At 70.6% G+C, this 15,626-nt stretch carries 14 protein-coding genes; 8 read left to right on the top strand and 6 right to left on the bottom strand.

The annotated features are described in order from the left end of the window. The first annotated feature begins 37 nt into the window (after nucleotides 1-37). The gene (locus ABD691_RS01960) at nucleotides 38-865 is read left to right on the top strand and encodes an enoyl-CoA hydratase family protein (RefSeq protein WP_344677577.1); all 828 of its coding nucleotides are present in this window, start codon (nucleotides 38-40) and stop codon (nucleotides 863-865) included. 251 nt (nucleotides 866-1,116) lie between these two features. Here ABD691_RS01960 and ABD691_RS01955 read toward each other — a convergent pair whose 3' ends face one another. The 3 genes from ABD691_RS01955 to ABD691_RS01945 form a co-directional block, all read right to left on the bottom strand. After that, nucleotides 1,117-2,136, bottom strand: a complete 1,020-nt coding sequence (locus ABD691_RS01955) for an NAD(P)/FAD-dependent oxidoreductase (protein ID WP_344677576.1) — start codon at nucleotides 2,134-2,136, stop codon at nucleotides 1,117-1,119. A 74-nt stretch (nucleotides 2,137-2,210) separates the two neighbouring features. Beyond that, entirely contained in the window at nucleotides 2,211-3,323 is a 1,113-nt protein-coding gene (locus ABD691_RS01950) for an acyl-CoA dehydrogenase family protein (protein ID WP_344677575.1), read from the bottom strand. Between the two features lie 29 nt (nucleotides 3,324-3,352). Further along, entirely contained in the window at nucleotides 3,353-5,725 is a 2,373-nt protein-coding gene (locus tag ABD691_RS01945; RefSeq protein ID WP_344677574.1) for a bifunctional salicylyl-CoA 5-hydroxylase/oxidoreductase, read from the bottom strand. An 81-nt stretch (nucleotides 5,726-5,806) separates the two neighbouring features. On the opposite strand from ABD691_RS01945, the gene ABD691_RS01940 reads away from it, so the two are divergent. Further along, complete coding sequence (locus ABD691_RS01940) at nucleotides 5,807-6,556, top strand: SDR family NAD(P)-dependent oxidoreductase (RefSeq protein ID WP_344677573.1); 750 nt, start codon at nucleotides 5,807-5,809, stop codon at nucleotides 6,554-6,556. 34 nt (nucleotides 6,557-6,590) lie between these two features. Then, a complete protein-coding gene (locus tag ABD691_RS01935) occupies nucleotides 6,591-6,998 on the top strand; it encodes a RidA family protein (protein WP_344677572.1) in 408 nt (135 codons plus the stop codon). On the opposite strand, the gene ABD691_RS01930 is transcribed toward ABD691_RS01935, so the two are convergent. Continuing rightward, nucleotides 6,982-7,845, bottom strand: a complete 864-nt coding sequence (locus ABD691_RS01930; protein WP_344677571.1) for a PaaX family transcriptional regulator — start codon at nucleotides 7,843-7,845, stop codon at nucleotides 6,982-6,984. The two genes, ABD691_RS01935 and ABD691_RS01930, sit on opposite strands and share 17 nt — an antisense overlap. Before the next feature lie 134 nt (nucleotides 7,846-7,979). Between ABD691_RS01930 and ABD691_RS01925 the strand changes: the two genes are divergently transcribed. The 4 genes from ABD691_RS01925 to ABD691_RS01910 all read left to right on the top strand — a co-directional run bounded on the left by ABD691_RS01925 (nucleotide 7,980) and on the right by ABD691_RS01910 (nucleotide 11,522). Continuing rightward, nucleotides 7,980-8,975, top strand: a complete 996-nt coding sequence (locus ABD691_RS01925; protein ID WP_344677570.1) for an aldo/keto reductase — start codon at nucleotides 7,980-7,982, stop codon at nucleotides 8,973-8,975. Nucleotides 8,976-9,071: 96 nt separating this feature from the next. Beyond that, entirely contained in the window at nucleotides 9,072-9,932 is an 861-nt protein-coding gene (gene kynA / locus ABD691_RS01920; RefSeq protein ID WP_344677569.1) for a tryptophan 2,3-dioxygenase, read from the top strand. Then, nucleotides 9,932-10,780, top strand: coding sequence for an amidohydrolase family protein (locus ABD691_RS01915; RefSeq protein ID WP_344677568.1), 849 nt, complete (start codon nucleotides 9,932-9,934; stop codon nucleotides 10,778-10,780). The genes kynA and ABD691_RS01915 overlap by 1 nt, the downstream gene beginning before the upstream one ends. 28 nt (nucleotides 10,781-10,808) lie before the next feature. Then, a complete protein-coding gene (locus ABD691_RS01910; protein ID WP_344677567.1) occupies nucleotides 10,809-11,522 on the top strand; it encodes an SDR family oxidoreductase in 714 nt (237 codons plus the stop codon). 46 nt (nucleotides 11,523-11,568) lie between these two features. Here ABD691_RS01910 and ABD691_RS01905 read toward each other — a convergent pair whose 3' ends face one another. Next, entirely contained in the window at nucleotides 11,569-12,792 is a 1,224-nt protein-coding gene (locus ABD691_RS01905) for an acyl-CoA dehydrogenase family protein (protein ID WP_344677566.1), read from the bottom strand. 40 nt (nucleotides 12,793-12,832) lie between these two features. After that, nucleotides 12,833-13,942: a dimethylsulfone monooxygenase SfnG gene (gene sfnG / locus ABD691_RS01900; RefSeq protein ID WP_344677565.1), complete on the bottom strand. Its 1,110-nt coding sequence runs from the start codon at nucleotides 13,940-13,942 to the stop codon at nucleotides 12,833-12,835. A gap of 310 nt (nucleotides 13,943-14,252) precedes the next feature. On the opposite strand from sfnG, the gene ABD691_RS01895 reads away from it, so the two are divergent. Next, nucleotides 14,253-15,605, top strand: a complete 1,353-nt coding sequence (locus tag ABD691_RS01895) for an MFS transporter (protein ID WP_344677564.1) — start codon at nucleotides 14,253-14,255, stop codon at nucleotides 15,603-15,605. Nucleotides 15,606-15,626 lie beyond the last annotated feature (21 nt).

Below are 15,626 nucleotides of genomic sequence, written 5' to 3'. Positions count from 1 at the left end.
CGGTCGGCGGGCCGCACCATCCAGGGAGGACGCCGGCATGAGCCCGTTTCGCGGATCGGTCCCCTTCACCGAGCGGTGGGAGAACTTCCGCCTGGAGCGCGCCGACGGCGTCGCCACCGTCACCTTCGACCGGCCGGACAAGCTCAACGCGCTCACCTTCGACGCCTACGCCGACCTCCGCGACCTGCTGACCGAGCTCCCGCACCGGGGCGACACCCGGGTACTGGTGCTGCGCGGGCAGGGCCGCGCCTTCTGCTCCGGCGGTGACGTCAACGAGATCATCGGCGAAACCCTGAAGATGCGGCCCGACCAGCTGCTGGAGTTCACCAGGATGACCGGGGCCGTCGTCCAGGGGATGCGGGAGTGCCCGATCCCGATCATCGCGGCCCTGCACGGCACGGCCGCGGGGGCGGGCTCGGTGCTCGCGCTGGCCGCCGACTTCCGGATCGCCACCCGCGCGGCGAAGTTCGCCTTCCTGTTCACCAAGGTCGGCCTCTCCGGTGCCGACATGGGTGCGGCCTACCTCCTGCCCCGACTGGTCGGCCTGGGCCGGGCGACCCAGCTGCTCATGCTCGGCGACACCGTCTCCGCTGAGGAAGCCGAACGCCACGGGCTGGTCAGCGAACTGGTCGGCGACGACGAGCTGGACGCGGCGGTCGACCGGCTGGCCACCAGGCTCGCCACCGGCCCGGCCCAGGGCTACGCGCTGACCAAGGAACTGCTCACCCGCGAACAGGACATGAGCCTGTCCAGCGCGCTGGAGCTGGAAGCGGTCACCCAGGCCCTGCTGATGAAAACCTCCGACTACGCCGAGTTCCACGCCGCCTTCAACGCCAAGCGCCCGCCGGAGTGGCGGGGCCGCTGAATCCCGCCTCGGCGGGCGGCGCCGTCGCTGCTGGGGGGAGACAGCTCGCTCGGTTCAAACGAGTCGAGCCACAGCTTGGCCCCGCTTTTGAACTCGTAGATGTTGGTGCCGGCACTGACGACTTCGGCCGCACCGGCCAGCTTCTGATCCCGCAACCATCTCCAGTGGTCACCGCGGTTCTTGATCCAGGCCCCGAGCAGAGCACCCGACAAACACCGAGCCGACGCGGCCCCGGCCCCCGCATTCCGGGCTCAGCCGAAGCCGTGGCGGCGGCTCCCCGCGGCCTGCTCGCAGAGCCGCGCTTCGGACTCCGCCGAGAAGGGCGCTCGGTGCGCCCGCACGGCGAGTCGGGTGTCCTCGGCGATGAGATCCGCGTTGATCGCGCTCCCGACGGCAGCACCGGCCGCCGCCGAGACGACGACGTTCGCTGGCGGATCGGCGATGTTGCCCGCGGCCCACACGCCGTCCACCGCCGTCGCGCCTGCCTTGCCGGTGGCGATGTGCTCGCCGATACCCGCCGGGTGCACGGTCGGCTCCAGCCCGAGCGACACGGGCAACTCCCCGCGCACGCGAGCGCGCGGCGCCACGGCCAGCGCCCGCACCGGGACGACCTCACCCGAGCGGAGCCGGACCCCGGCGAGCTGGTCCTCGCTGATCTCCAGACCAACAACCTCCCCTTCCATGACCCGCACACCGCGCGCGGCCAGTTGCTCGGCCTCTTCCTCGGACAGAGCGGGCCCGGTGTGCCGGAACAGCGTCAGATCACTGGTCCACTGCCGGAAAAGCTGCGCCTGGTGCATGCCCAGCGGGCCAGTCGACAGCACACCGATCGGCTGGTCCCGGACCTCCCACCCGTGGCAGTACGGGCAGTGCAGCACGTCGCGTCCCCACCGCTCGGCGAGCCCCGGCACGTCGGGAAGCTCGTCCACAACCCCGGTCGCCAGCAGCAGCCGCCGGACACAGACCTGCCCGCTGTCGAGTCCGAGGAGGAAACCGTCCGGCGTCCGCACAGCCGACAACGCCCGGCCGTCTCGGAACTCCACCCCGTAACCGGCAACTTCCTGCCGTCCCAGCTCCCGCAGCCGCTCCGGCGGCGTGCCGTCCCTGGTGAGGAAGGCGTGCGCGTGCGCGGCGGGAGCGTTGCGCGGCTTCCCGTCATCCACCACCAGCACCGAGCGCCTGGCGCGCCCGAGCATCAGCGCAGCGCTCAGCCCGGCCGCACCGGCGCCGATGATCCCCACGTCGTAGCTTTCCCGGTCCACTTCGGTCATCGTGACCACCTCCGGGTACGACCGTGCCCGCGAGGCGGCGGTTTCGACAAACCTGGTTGCCGGAACGGCAACAACTACCGGTACAGCTCCCGCGCGATGATGGTGCGCTGCACCTCGGAAGCGCCTTCGTAGATGCGCGGCGCGCGGACTTCGCGGTAGAGGTGTTCGAGCAGGCTGCCGCGCCGCAGGGCCCGTGCGCCGTGGATCTGAACCGCCGAGTCGACCACGAACTGCGCGGTCTCGGTCGCCAGCAGCTTGGCCATCGCGGCTCGCCCGGCCAGGCGCTGCTCCCCCGCGTCGTAGGCGGCAGCGGCCGAGTAGACCAGCAGCCGCGCGGCCTCGGTCCGGGTCGCCATCTCGGCCAGGGCGTGCGAGACCGACTGGAGTTCGCGCAGCGGGCCGCCGAACGCCTCCCGCGAACCCGCGTGCTCGACCGCCGCGTCCAGCGCGGCCTGCGCCATCCCCACCGCGAACGCGCCGACGCTGGGCCGGAACAGGTCCAGCGTCCGCATCGCCACCCGGAACCCGCGGTCGGGCTCACCGAGCAGCTCGTCCCGGCGGACCGCCACCCCGTCGAAGACCAGCCTGCCGATGGGGTGCGGGCTGAGCATGTCCAGGTGCTCGCCGGAGAGCCCGGGGCGGCCGGCGGGGACGACGAACGCGCTGACTCCCCGCGCGCCCGCGCCCGCGGTGGTCCGCGCGAAGACCGCGTAGAAGTCGGCTTCCGGGGCGTTGGAGATCCAGATCTTCTCGCCGGTCAGCCGCCAGCCGTCGCCGTCGGGTTCGGCGGTCAGCTCCAGCGCCGCCGCATCCGATCCCGCCTCCGGCTCGGTGAGGGCGAAGGCCGCGACCGCGTCACCGGCCGCGACCGCCGGGATCCAGCGGTTCACCTGCTCCTCCCGGCCCGACTGGAGCACCGGGTAGCTGCCGAGCCCCTGCAACGCCAACGCCGTCTCGGCCTCGGTGCTCTCCCTGGCCAGCGACTCGCGCAGCAGGCACAGGTCGGTGGAGGCGGCCTCGCCGCCCGGGAAGAGCCGGGCGAGCAGACCGAGCGCGCCCATCTCCTTGATCAGCTCGCGGTTGACCGCGCCCGGACGCCCGGCCTCGGCCAGCGGGCGCAACCGCTCGGCCCCGATCCGCCGGACCCAGGCCGCGAACTCGCGCTGCTGCTCGTTCAGCGAAAACATCGTCTGCGCTCCCTAGCCTTCGAGGTCCGTCAGTCTTCAAGGTTGTTCTGGGCAGGTGTCCACCGCCGGTGGGCGGTGCCGCCCTCGGCACCCCGGACCAGGTCGAGCCGGGGTTTCGGGCCGTCGGTGCGGCCGGTCTGCGGTTTGCGCCGCCCGGCGCGGAACTGGTCCGGCCACACCGCGCCCGGCCCGGCGTAGTCCTGCTCGGCGGCAGCGTGCAGGGTCCAGTTCGGGTCGTAGAGGTGCGTGCGGCCCAGCGCGCACAGGTCCGCGCGGCCCGCCAGCAGCAGCGAGTTCACGTCGTCGTGCGAGGAGATCGCGCCGACCGCGATCACGGCGACGTCGTGCTCGCGGCCGACCTCGTTGCGGATGCGGTCTGCGTACGGGGTCTGGTAGCTGCGGCCGAACGCGGGTTTCTCCGCCTTGAGCACCTGGCCGGTCGACACGTCGATCCCGGCCGCGCCGTGTTCGGCGAAGGCGCGGGCGATCTCGACGGCGTCGTCGGCGTCGACACCGCCGTCGTGCCAGTCGGTCGCCGAGATCCGCACGGTCATCGGCCGGTCCGCGGGCCAGACCTCGCGGACCGCGTCGAAGACCTCCAGCGGGTAGCGCAGCCGGTTGGCCAGAGAACCGCCGTAGGAGTCCGTGCGGTGGTTGGACAACGGCGAGATGAACGACGACAGCAGATATCCGTGCGCGCAGTGCAGTTCCAGGACGTCGAAGCCCGCCCGCGCCGCGGCCTGCGCGGAGGCCACGAACTGCTGCTTGATCTCGGCCATCTCCTCGGGCGACAGCGGGTGCGGGACCTGGTTGTCCGGCGAGTACGGGATCGCCGACGGGCCGACGACCTCCCAGTTCCCGTCGGGCAGCGGCTCGTCGATGCCCTCCCACATCAGCTTCGTCGATCCCTTGCGGCCCGAATGCCCCAGCTGCACGCCGATCCTGGCCGCGCTGTGCCGGTGCACGAAGTCGACCACGCGGCGCCACCCGGCCTCCTGCTCCGGCGTGCACAGGCAGGTGCAGCCGGGCGTGATCCGCCCGCTGCCGGACACGCACACCATCTCGGTCATCACCAGCCCGGCGCCGCCCATCGCCTTGCTCCCCAGGTGCACCAGGTGGAAGTCGCTGGGCACTCCGTCGACGGCGCTGTACATGTCCATCGCCGAGACGACGATCCGGTTCGGCAGCTCCAGCGGCCCGAGCCGGGCGGGCTGGAACATCGGCGGGCGCACCTCGTCGTGGTCGCGGGCGAACCAGGAGTCCATGCCCGCGACGAACTCCGGATCGCGCAGCCGGAGGTTGTCGTAGGTGACGCGGCGGCTGCGGGTGAGCAGGTTGAACGCGAACTGGGCCGGTTCCTGGTGCACGTACTGCCCGATGTTCTCGAACCACTCCAGGCTGGCCTGCGCCGCCCGCTGGGTGGAGGCGACCACCGGCCGCCGCTCCCGCTCGTACTCGGCCAGCGCGTCATCCACAGTGGTCTGCTCGTGCAGGCACGCGGCCAGCGCGAGCGCGTCCTCCATCGCCAGCTTCGTGCCGGATCCGATCGAGAAGTGCGCGGTGTGGGCGGCGTCGCCGAGCAGGACCACGTTGCCGTGCCGCCACGACTCGCAGCGGACCGTCCGGAAGCTCAGCCACCGGGAGTTGTTGGTGAACACCGAGTGCCCACCGAGCATGTCCGCGAACAGCTCGCGGATGAGGTCGACGGATTTCTCGTCGCTGGCACCGGGTACGTCCGGCGTGCTCGCGGCGAAGTCGGCGAATCCCGCGCGCTTCCAGACTTCCTCGTGCAGTTCGATGATGAACGTGCTGGCATCCCGGCTGAAGGGGTAGCCGTGCAGCTGCATGATGCCGTGCGGGGTTTCGAGCACTTCGAACTTGAACGCGTCGAACACCCGGTCCGTGCCGAGCCAGATGTACTTGCACCGCCGGGTTTCCACGCTCGGCCGGAAGCTTGCCGCGAACCGGTCGCGGGCCGCGGAGTTCACACCGTCGCACGCCACGACGAGATCGTGGTCGGCGGCCAGCCGCTCCAGGTCCGGCGCCCGCGTGCGGAACCTGACGTCCACCCCGAGCTCGGCACAGCGCAGTTGCAGTACCGCCAGCAGCCGCTTGCGGCTCATGGCGGCGAACCCGTGCCCGCCGGAGGTGTGCGTCGTGCCGCGGTAGTGCACGTCGATGTCGTCCCAGCGGGCGAACTCCCGTTGCATGGCTTGGAAAATCCCGGTGTCGGCGTGCTCGATGCCGCCCAGTGTCTCGTCGGAGAACACCACGCCGAAGCCGAAGGTGTCGTCCGGGGCGTTGCGCTCCCACACCGTGATGTCGTGGCCGGGGCCGAGCTGCTTGCACAGCGCGGCGAAGTACAGCCCGCCCGGACCACCACCGACGACCGCGATACGCACCTGAGCGCTCCTTTCCGCCGCAGTGCGCCCGAGAGTATGTCGCCTTGCACACGGCCGTCAATTTTCCGTAATATCGTCGCCGTGAAGGCACGAACCTGCCTGGTCACCGGAGCCGGCCAGGGCATCGGGAAGGCGATCGCGGGGCGGCTGTCCGCCGCGGGCCACCGCGTCGCGCTCACCGCGCGCGACGCCGACCGGCTCGACCGGACCGCATCCGGTCTGCCGGGCCCGGCGCTCGCGCTGCCCGGCGACGTGACCACCGATGTCGACGCGGTCTTCGACGCCGTCGAACAGCGGTGGGGAACGGTCGACGTCGTCGTGCTGAACGCGGGCACGGCCTCCTCCGCCCCGCTGACCGGCACGACCGACGAGCAGTGGCAACGCGCGCTGGAAGTAAACCTCACCGCACCGTTCCGGTTCCTGCGGCGGGCCGTGCCCGGCATGACCTCAGCGGGCTGGGGTCGTGTCGTGGTGATCGCGTCCATCGCGGCCAAGCGCGGTGACCCCTACGTCACCGCCTACACCGCAAGCAAGCACGGCGTGCTCGGGCTCGTCCGCGCAGCCGCCGCCGAACTGGCGGGCACCGGTGTCACGGTCAACGCCGTGTGCCCCGGCTTCGTCGACACCGCGATGACCGAGAGCACGATCAGCAACATCACCGCCAAAACCGGCCGGAGCGCGCAGGAAGCCCGCCGGATCCTGGAGAACCGCCAGCCGATCGGCAGGCTCATCACGCCCGGCGAGGTCGCCGACGCGGTGGAGCTCTGCCTGCTCAGCGACGCGATCACCGGGCAGTCGATCAATGTGGACGGAGGCGCGGTCCAGTCCTGACCGCTGCCCCGCCCCGACGCGGATTGGAACTCTGATGACCGTCGAACGGATCAATCTCCCGGAACTCGCCCGGCCGTCGGGGTTCTCCCACGCGACCGCCGTCAGCGGTGCGCGGCTGGTGTTCCTGGCCGGGCAGACCGCGACGGACGCAGGCGGGCGGATCGTCGGGGACGGCGTCGTCGCGCAGTTCGAGCGTGCGCTGTCCAACCTGCTCGCGGCCCTGCGCGCGGCGGGCGGCGGGCCGGAGCACCTGACCGAGCTGACCGTCTACATCGTCGACATGGACGATTATCGCGCGCACGCCCGGGAAATCGGCGCGGTGTGGCAGAAGCTGGCCGGACGCGACTACCCGGCGATGGCCGGCATCGGCGTGCACCGGTTGTGGGACGCCGAAGCCCTCGTGGAGGTCAAGGGAACCGCCGCGATCAGCGCGTCTTCGTGACCTCGTCGACGTAGGCGTGCGCCTGGTCCTCCAGCGACGACTTCAGGGTGAAGAACAGATCGGCCGCGACCGCGCCGTTCCACTCCGCGGGAAGCAGCTCGGCGGGCAGGCCGGGATCGAGGTAGGGCAGCCGCCGCCAGTCGGTCAGCACCCGCACGTAGTCCAGGAACGCCTCCCGCTCGTGCCGGGACCGGCGGCGGCGCCAGCGCTTGAGCACCGGTTCGTGCAAGCCCACGAACTCCCCGTACAGGCGCTGCAACTGCTCCAGGTCCCACCACTGCCCGACCTTGGTCCGCAGCTCGCCGAAGGCCACGTGCTCGGCGTGGAACAGCTCGGCGTAGGAGTCCAGTTCGAAGCGGCGCAGCGCGTTGACCACCGCGCCGCGCAGGTGCGCGGGTGCGATCCACACCCCAGGCGCGACGGTGCCGAACCCGAGCCTGCTCAGCTGCGTGCGCAGGACGTGGCGCTTCTGCCGCTGCGACTCCGGGACCGAGAACACCGCGAGCAGCCAGCCGTCGGCCGGCGTCGCGCGCTCGCGGCTGAAGATCCGCTCGTCGCCCTCCCGCAGGATCTCCAGCGCCTGCTCGGAGAGCTCGTACCCGGCGGCCCCGCCGGACCGGCTCGCCACCAGGATCCCGCGCCGCTTGAGCCGGGAGATCGACGACCGCACCGCGGGTTCCTCGACGCCCAGGTCGCTGAGCAGCCGCACCAGCGCCGCGACCGAGAGCCAGCCGCCGGTTTCCCTGGCGTAGAGCCCGTAAACGGTCACGATCAGCTGCCGGGGCTGAGCACCGCGCCCGGTCAGCTCTCCCACCAGGGAATCGTCTGCTGCCACATCGGTCGTCACGAGAACACGATACCGCCGGAGGAGGGCTCGCTGTCCACAGGAGACGCCCACGATGCGGAATTCGCTCGCCACATCGCGGGAAATTCGGATACTAGGATGAACCTGGAAACCCAGCATCGACCACGGAGACAGTGATGACCGAATCGACCGGTTCCTCCTTGCCCCGCAGGCTCCTCGGCCGCGGCGGCCCGGAGGTCAGCGCCCTCGGCTACGGCGCCATGGGCCTGTCCGGCGTCTACGGCGAGGCCGACGACGCCGAGTCCCTGCGCGTGCTCCACCAGCTGCTGGACCTGGGCGTCAACCTCATCGACACCGCCGACGTCTACGGCGACGGGCACAACGAGCGGCTGATCTCCGGCCTGCTGCGGGAGCGGCGGGACGAGGTCGTGCTGGCCACCAAGTTCGGCGCCAGCGCCGACCGCGGCCTGGGCACGCCGGACAACGTCCGCAAGTCCGTCGACGCCAGCCTGTCCCGGCTGGGCACCGACCACGTCGACCTGTACTACCTGCACCGGCTGGACCCGGCGACGCCGATCGAGGAAACGGTCGGCGCCATGGCCGAGCTGGTCCGCGAGGGCAAGGTCGGCCACCTGGGCCTGTCCGAGATCAGCGCGCGGACGCTGCGGCGGGCGCACGCGGTGCACCCGATCGCCGCCGTGCAGCAGGAGTACTCGCTGTTCCACCGCGAGCCGGAGCAGGAGCTGCTGCCCGCGCTGCGGGAGCTCGGCGTCGCGCTGGTCGCCTACTCGCCGCTGGGTCGCGGTGTGCTCACCGGCTCGATCCGCGACCTCTCCGACGTGGAGAACCTCGCGGTGCGCCAGCAGCGCTACCCCCGGTTCGCCGAGGAGAGCCTGCGGCACAACATCGAGCTCACCGCGCCGCTGCGGGAACGCGCCGAGGCGCTGGGCCGCACGCCCGCCCAGCTCGCGCTGGGCTGGCTGCTCGCGCAGGGCGATGACGTCGTCCCGATCCCCGGCAGCAGGCGGATCAGCAACGTCGAGGCCAACATCAGCGCCGCGACGACCCCGCTGGACGAGTCCCTGGTGGCCGAGATCTCCCGGCTGTTCCCGGTGAACGCCGCCGCGGGCGAGCAGTACCACCCGGACGGGATGGCCCGCCTGGACCGCTGATCGCGCGGTCCCGCCCGGAACCGGCGGTCCCAGGCGGGACTCTTGCGTAAACATGACGGTCGTTCAATACTCGGCATGCCAAGGCCCCCGGTTCGCATGGGAGAGGTAGCCGTGGTCGATGCCAACACCCGTCCGCTCGAAGCCGGCGTCGTCCGGGACTTCCGGGACGAGCTGTCCTACGGCGGATACCTGCACCTGGACCGGCTGCTCGACGCCCAGCACCCGGTCAGCAGGCCGCAGCACCACGACGAGCTGCTGTTCATCATCCAGCACCAGACCGTCGAGCTGTGGCTCAAGCTGATCCTCCACGAGCTGCGCACCGCCCGCGCGCACCTGGCGGGCGACCGGCTCCAGCCCGCGCTCAAACAGCTGGCCAGGGTCAAGCACATCCAGCACACGCTCACCGAGCAGTGGTCCGTGCTGGCCACCCTGACGCCGTCGGAGTACGTCGAGTTCCGCGGATTCCTGGGCCGTTCCTCGGGTTTCCAGTCCTACCAGTACCGCGCGGTGGAGTTCATCCTCGGCAACAAGAACGCCGACATGATCGACGTGTTCGCCCACGACGAGCACGCCCGCGACCTGCTTTCCGAGCTGCTGGGCCAACCCAGCGTTTACGACGAGTTCATCCGGTACCTGCACCGGCAGGGCCACGAGGTCCCGGCGTCGGTGCTCGATCGCGACGTCACCAAGCCGCACACCTATGATCCCGGCCTCGTCGCGGCCTTCCGGCGCATCTACGAGTCCTCCGCCGAGAACTGGGACGCCTACGAGGCGTGCGAGGAACTTGTGGACCTGGAGGAGAACTTCCAGTTCTGGCGGTTCCGCCACCTCAAGACCGTCGAGCGAACCATCGGTTCCAAGCACGGAACCGGCGGTTCGAGCGGGGTGTCCTTCCTGCGCGCCGCGCTGGACCTGACCTTCTTCCCCGAGCTCTACGCCGTGCGCACGGAGATCTGATGCCGGACACGGTGCTGCCGGGACTGTGCGACGCGCACGTGCATTCCGGGCTCGTCGACCTCCGCGCGGTCCGGGCAGGCGGCATCTCCCGGGTCGACGACCTCGGCAGCGCGCCGGAGACGCTGCGCTCGGTGCTCGACGATCCGCTCGCCCCGCGACTGCGGTTCGCCGGCGCGTTCCTCACCGCACCCGGCGGATATCCCAGCGATCGGGCCTGGGCGCCACCCGGGAGCTTCCGCGAGGTCCGGTCCGCCGAGGACGCCCGGTCCGCCGTGGACGAGCAGGTCCGGCTCGGCGCGTCGTTCGTCAAGGTCGCGCTCAATGCCGACGCCGGTCCCGTGCTGGACGACCAGGCCCTCGCCGCCATCGTCGACGCCGCGCACACCGCGGGGCTCGACGTCGTCGCTCACACCGAGGGCGAGCGCATGTTCCGGACGGCCTGCGAACATGGCGTCGACCGGCTCGCGCACACGCCTTGGACCGAGCGGCTCGACGACCACGAACTCGCCGCCGCCGCGCAGCGGATGGTGTGGATCAGCACTCTCGACATCCACAGCGGACACGCGCGGGAGGTCGCCATCGCCAACCTGCGCGGATTCGCCGAGCACGGCGGAACCGTCCGGTACGGGACCGATCTGGGCAACGGCCCGCTGCCGCTGGGCGTCAACGCCCGCGAGATCCGCGCTTTGCAGGCGGCCGGTTTCAGCCCCGGCGACGTGCTCCGCGCCATGACCGACGACACCGCCGCGCCCTGCGTGGTCCCGGGTGGACTCGACCTGCGCGTGGAGCACTTCGCCGGCTCCCTCGCCACTGCCGTGGTCGCTCCCACGATGCGGACGGCGGAATAGCCGGTCGTTCGCGCCCGCTGGACCGGGCATGTTCACAGATCAAGTCGTGGCGATCATCGGCGGTACTTCCGGGATCGGCCTCGAAGTGGCCCGCCGCGTGGTCGAGTCCAGTGGACGGGTGGTGCTCGGCGGCCGGGACGCGGGCAAGCTGGAAGCCGCGCTGGCCGAGCTCGGGCCCGCGGCCACCGGCCGGACCGTCGACGTCACCGACAAGTCCTCGATCGCCGACTTCTTCGCGCCGATCGAGCGGCTGGACCACCTGTTCTCGCCCGGATCGTCCTACGGCCGCGGCAAGTTCACCGAGATCAGCGACGATCTCGCGGAAAGCCCGTTCCGGTCCAAGTTCTGGGGCCAGTACTACGCCGCCAAGCACGCCGTGCCCAAGCTGTCCGAGACCGGGTCGATCGTGCTGATGGGCGGGGCCTACAGCGTGCGCCCGCCCGTCGACGGCGCCGCCTACGCCGCGTGCAACGGAGCGCTGGAAAGCCTCGGCAAGGCGCTCGCCGTGGAGCTGAGCCCGATCCGGGTCAACGTGGTCGCACCGGGCCTGATCGACAGCGACCTGTGGACCCGCGTGCCCGAAGACGTGCGGGAGCACAACTACCGCACGTATTCGGAGGCCACGCTGCGCCGCCGGGCGGGAACCGTCGCCGAGGTGGCGCAGAGCGTCGTCTACCTCATGACCAACGACTACACGACCGGTTCCACGCTCTACCCCGACGGCGGTTACGCACTGCGCTAGGTGCGCCCGCGGAGGGCCGGGCGGCCCGGCCCTCCGCGAGAGGCGATCAGGTGTACCAGGTCGGCTCGGGGATCTCCCCGAGCAGCGCGTACCGCCCGACCTCGGCCCGCTTGTAGGCCACCGGGTCGTGCAAGGTGTGCGTGCGCAGGTTGCGCCAGTACAGATCCAGGCCCACCTTGCTCGCACTCGCACGCGCACCGGTCACCTCGAAGATCCTCGTCGCGATCTCCAGGCCGGTGTCGGCGATCCGCTGCTTCGCGGCGGCCACCAGCACCGCCACCCGGCCCCGCTGCTCGGGCGTCACCGACTCCCGGTCGGCGTGCAGCACTTCCTCGATGGCCGTGCCCGCCTTGTCGACCAACGCCTCCGCCGCCCACAGCTTCGACTGGAGGTCTCCGTAGGTGTCGAGGACGTGGAACTCGTCTGCCGCCCGTTCCTTGTTGTCCCCGCCGTAGGGCCACGGACGGGTCCTGTCCCTGGTGTAGGAAGTCGCGGCCTCCAGCGCACCCTGCGCGATGCCCAGGTAGAAGTTCGCGAAGACCAGCTGGATCGTCGGCACGTTCAGGGTGTTGTAGGCCAGCGGCCGGAACTTCTTGTCCACGTACCCCGCTGCCGAGGCCCACGGCACCCGGACGTCGGTGATCTCCACGCTGCCCGACTCGGTCAGCCGCTGGCCGATGTTGTCCCAGTCGTCGTTGAACACGATCCCGTCCTGTTTGGACGGGACGATGGCGAAGATGTGGTCGTTCGTGCCCTGGAGCACGCCTTCGAGCACGGTCAGGTCCGACACCTTGCTTCCGGTGGAGAACGCCTTCCGTCCGTTGTAGACGATCTCGTCGCCCTCGTCGGTGATGACCAGGTCCTCGTCGCGCGGGTTGACCGCGCCGCCGAAGAAGAAGTTGTTGGTCGTGTACAGCTCCTCCACGGCCGCGATCTGCTCGTCGGTGGCCACCAGCCGGGCCGCCCAGGCCCACAGGTAGTGGTAGCCGAGCAGCTGCCCGATCGAGCCGTCGCCCCTGGCCACCTCGCGGGTGACCCGGTACGCGGTCGACCAGGTCTGGCCCGCCCCGCCGTGCTCGACCGGCCCCAGCAGGGTCACCAGCCCGGAGTCCTTAAGCAGCTGCACCTCCGCGTGCGGGGTGCGGTTGGCGCGGTCGCGCTCCAGGACGTCGACCGCGAGCACCGCGGCGACCTCCCCGGCGCGGTCGATCCAGCCCTGCGCGGTGGTCGGCCTGGTGGTCCAGTCGGCCGTGTGCTCGGTCCTCGTCAACGCACTCACTCCCTTTCCGGTTGTGCTGTTCACCAGGTGGTCAGACACCGACCGGCTGGTCCAGGTCGGCTTCCAGCTCGCGGACGATCGGCAGCACCCGGCTGCCGAAGTACTCCACGTCCTCCAGGTAGTGCAGGAACCCGAGCAGCAGCAGGTTCGCGCCCCGCTTCTTGTACTCGACGATGCGGTGGGCGATCTGCTCCGGCGTCCCGATCAGCCCGGTGCGGAATCCGTCGTTGTACTGCACCAGGTCCGCGAACTCCGAGTCGGCCCACATGCCCTTTCCGTCCGAAGTGGACTTTCCTGCCTGCTGGACCGACTTCCGGAAGCCCTCCACGGCCTCGGTGTCGGCCTTGTCGATGATCTCCCGCAGCACCTCGCGCGCCTCCGCCTCGGTGTCGCGGGCGATCACGAAGGCGTTCAGGCCGAACTTCACGGTCCGGCCGTTGTCCGCCGCGTGCGCGTTGACGTCGGCCACCTGCTCGGAGAAACCTTCGAAGTCCTTGCCGTTGCTGAAGTACCAGTCCGACACCCGGCCCGCCAGCACGCGCGCGGCGGTGGAGTTGCCGCCCTGGAAGATCTCCGGGTGCGGGCGGCCGGGCACCTCGAACGGCTGCGGGCGCAGGCTGAAGTCGTGGATGCGGTAGAAGTCGCCGCGGAACTCGAAGTCCGGCCCGGTCCACAGCCCGCGCAGGACCCGGATGAACTCCTCGGTCCGCCGGTAGCGCTCGTCGTGCTCCAGCCACGGTTCGCCGAGGCCGGTGAACTCGTCCTTGAACCAGCCGCTGACGATGTTCACCGCGAACCTGCCCTGCGAAAGGATGTCGGCGGTGATCCCGTACTTCGCCAGGATCGCCGGGTGCCACAGGCCAGGATGCGCGGCGACGATGAGCTTCAGGCGCTCGGTCGCCAGCAGCAGGCCGAGGCTGAAGGCGGCCGGGTCGTGCTGCTGGGCCGCGCCGTAGCTGGAGGCGTAGCGGACCTGGCTCAGGGCGTATTCGAAGCCGTTCCGCTCGGCGAGCTGGGCGAGCCGCCGGTTGTAGTCGAAGTCGAAGCTGGTCCGCTGCTCGATCGTGCTGGTGACCAGACCGCCGCTGACGTTGGGCACCCAGTAGGCGAACTTGAGCGGTTCGGATGCGTCGGTGGACATGGCTGTCTCCCGTGGATGGCGTGATCAGGGCATGCCGGAACGCGAGCGGGACGTCCCGGGGAAGAAGGAGGAGACCGCCGGTTTCAGGAATCCGGCGCGGAAATCTCCGAGTTGCGGGTGATCAGGAGCGGCGACACGCCTGTGCCACCACGCGGACGAAGTCAACGTGGCGGCGCCTGGTCAGTCGGCTCCCCGGGAACACGAGCTCATCCGACCAAAGCCCGCAGTGGGGTGTCAACCGCCGGGAGCAGCCGTTTCACTCCTCGGACACCGGGTCCCTGCGCCATCCGGATGTGCGACTCTCCGGTCCGTGCACCAATCGCGTTCCTCCCGGAGCGACCGGCCCGGCAACGTCCGCACGGTCCTGGTCTCCAGCGTCATCGGCACCACTGTCGAGTGGTACGACTTCTTCCTGTACAGCACCGCGGCCGGGCTCGTCTTCGACAAGCTCTTCTTCCCCAGCGCCGACCCGTACGTCGGGACGATGCTGGCGTTTGTGACGTTCTTCGTCGGTTTCGTCGCCCGTCCGCTTGGCGGAGTCCTGTTCGGACACATCGGCGACCGGATCGGGCGGAAGCGCACGCTGGTCACGACGATGGTGGTGATGGGCCTGGCGACCGCGGCCATGGGTGCGCTGCCGACCTACCAGCAGGTGGGGATGTGGGCGCCGACGCTGCTGGTCGTGCTCCGCCTGTTCCAGGGACTGGCCATCGGCGGCGAATGGGCGGGCGCGATCCTGATGTCGGTCGAGTACGCGCCGCCGGGCCGCCGCGCCCGCTACGGCGCCTGGCCGCAGATCGGGCTCGCGCTCGGCCTCGGCCTGGGCACGGGCCTGTTCGCACTGCTGGGAAACGCTCTGGACGACCAGCAGTTCCTGGACTACGGCTGGAGAATCGCCTTCGGGCTGAGCATCGTGCTCGTGTTCGTCGGGCTCGCGATCCGGCTGAAGGTGCGGGAAACCCCGGCGTTCCGGGAGATGCAGGCCGCGCAGGGTGCGGCGCGCATCCCGTTCGCCGAGCTGTTCCGCGGAAAGGTGTTGCGGCGCAACACCTTGCTGGGCCTGCTGTCCAGGTGGGCGGAGGGCGCGGCGTTCAACACCTGGGCGGTGTTCTTCATCTCCTACGCCACCTCCACCCTCGCGCTGCCCCGCACCGACGTCCTGATCGCGATCATGGCGGCGTCGATCGTCCTGGCCGTGCTGATCCCGGTTTTCGGCCGGTACGCCGACAGCTGGACGCCGCGCCGGACCTACGCGCTCGGAGCCGGGCTCTACGCGGTCTCGGTGTACCCGGCCTTCCTGGCTTTCCAGACCCGGGATCCGCTGCTCGCCGGAGTGGTCATCGTGCTCGTGCTGGGGGTCGTGCACGCCGTGCTCTACGCACCGCAGGGAACGTTCTACGCCCAGCTCAGCCCGGTGCGGATGCGCTACAGCGGGATGTCGTTCATCTACCAGTTCTCCGGGATCTACGCCTCCGGCCTCACACCGCTGATCGTCACGTCGCTGCTGGCCGCCGGTGGCGGCGCGCCCTGGCTTGCTTGCGGATATCTCGCGTTCACCGGCGTGATCGGCGTTGTCGCCGCGCTGGCCGTGCGGGAACGCGACCTCGAACTCACCGGCACCGAAACCCCGCAGCAGGCCGAACCGTCCGCCGTCAGCCGCTAGGCACCAGCTCGACAACGCCCC

The sequence above is a fragment of the Saccharopolyspora taberi genome, assembly GCF_039534165.1.
Classification (GTDB): domain Bacteria; phylum Actinomycetota; class Actinomycetes; order Mycobacteriales; family Pseudonocardiaceae; genus Saccharopolyspora_D; species Saccharopolyspora_D taberi.
Note: the sequence above shows the minus strand (reverse complement) of the source record. Positions and strands in the feature narration are given on the sequence as shown.

Coding starts and splice junctions, on each gene's coding strand:
- ABD691_RS01925 (WP_344677570.1), top strand. CDS start 7,980: ATGACCGAATCGACCGGTTCCTCCTTGCCCCGCAGGCTCCTCGGCCGC.
- ABD691_RS01935 (WP_344677572.1), top strand. CDS start 6,591: ATGACCGTCGAACGGATCAATCTCCCGGAACTCGCCCGGCCGTCGGGG.
- sfnG (WP_344677565.1), bottom strand. CDS start 13,942: ATGTCCACCGACGCATCCGAACCGCTCAAGTTCGCCTACTGGGTGCCC.
- ABD691_RS01910 (WP_344677567.1), top strand. CDS start 10,809: ATGTTCACAGATCAAGTCGTGGCGATCATCGGCGGTACTTCCGGGATC.
- kynA (WP_344677569.1), top strand. CDS start 9,072: ATGGGAGAGGTAGCCGTGGTCGATGCCAACACCCGTCCGCTCGAAGCC.
- ABD691_RS01960 (WP_344677577.1), top strand. CDS start 38: ATGAGCCCGTTTCGCGGATCGGTCCCCTTCACCGAGCGGTGGGAGAAC.
- ABD691_RS01915 (WP_344677568.1), top strand. CDS start 9,932: ATGCCGGACACGGTGCTGCCGGGACTGTGCGACGCGCACGTGCATTCC.
- ABD691_RS01955 (WP_344677576.1), bottom strand. CDS start 2,136: ATGACCGAAGTGGACCGGGAAAGCTACGACGTGGGGATCATCGGCGCC.
- ABD691_RS01950 (WP_344677575.1), bottom strand. CDS start 3,323: ATGTTTTCGCTGAACGAGCAGCAGCGCGAGTTCGCGGCCTGGGTCCGG.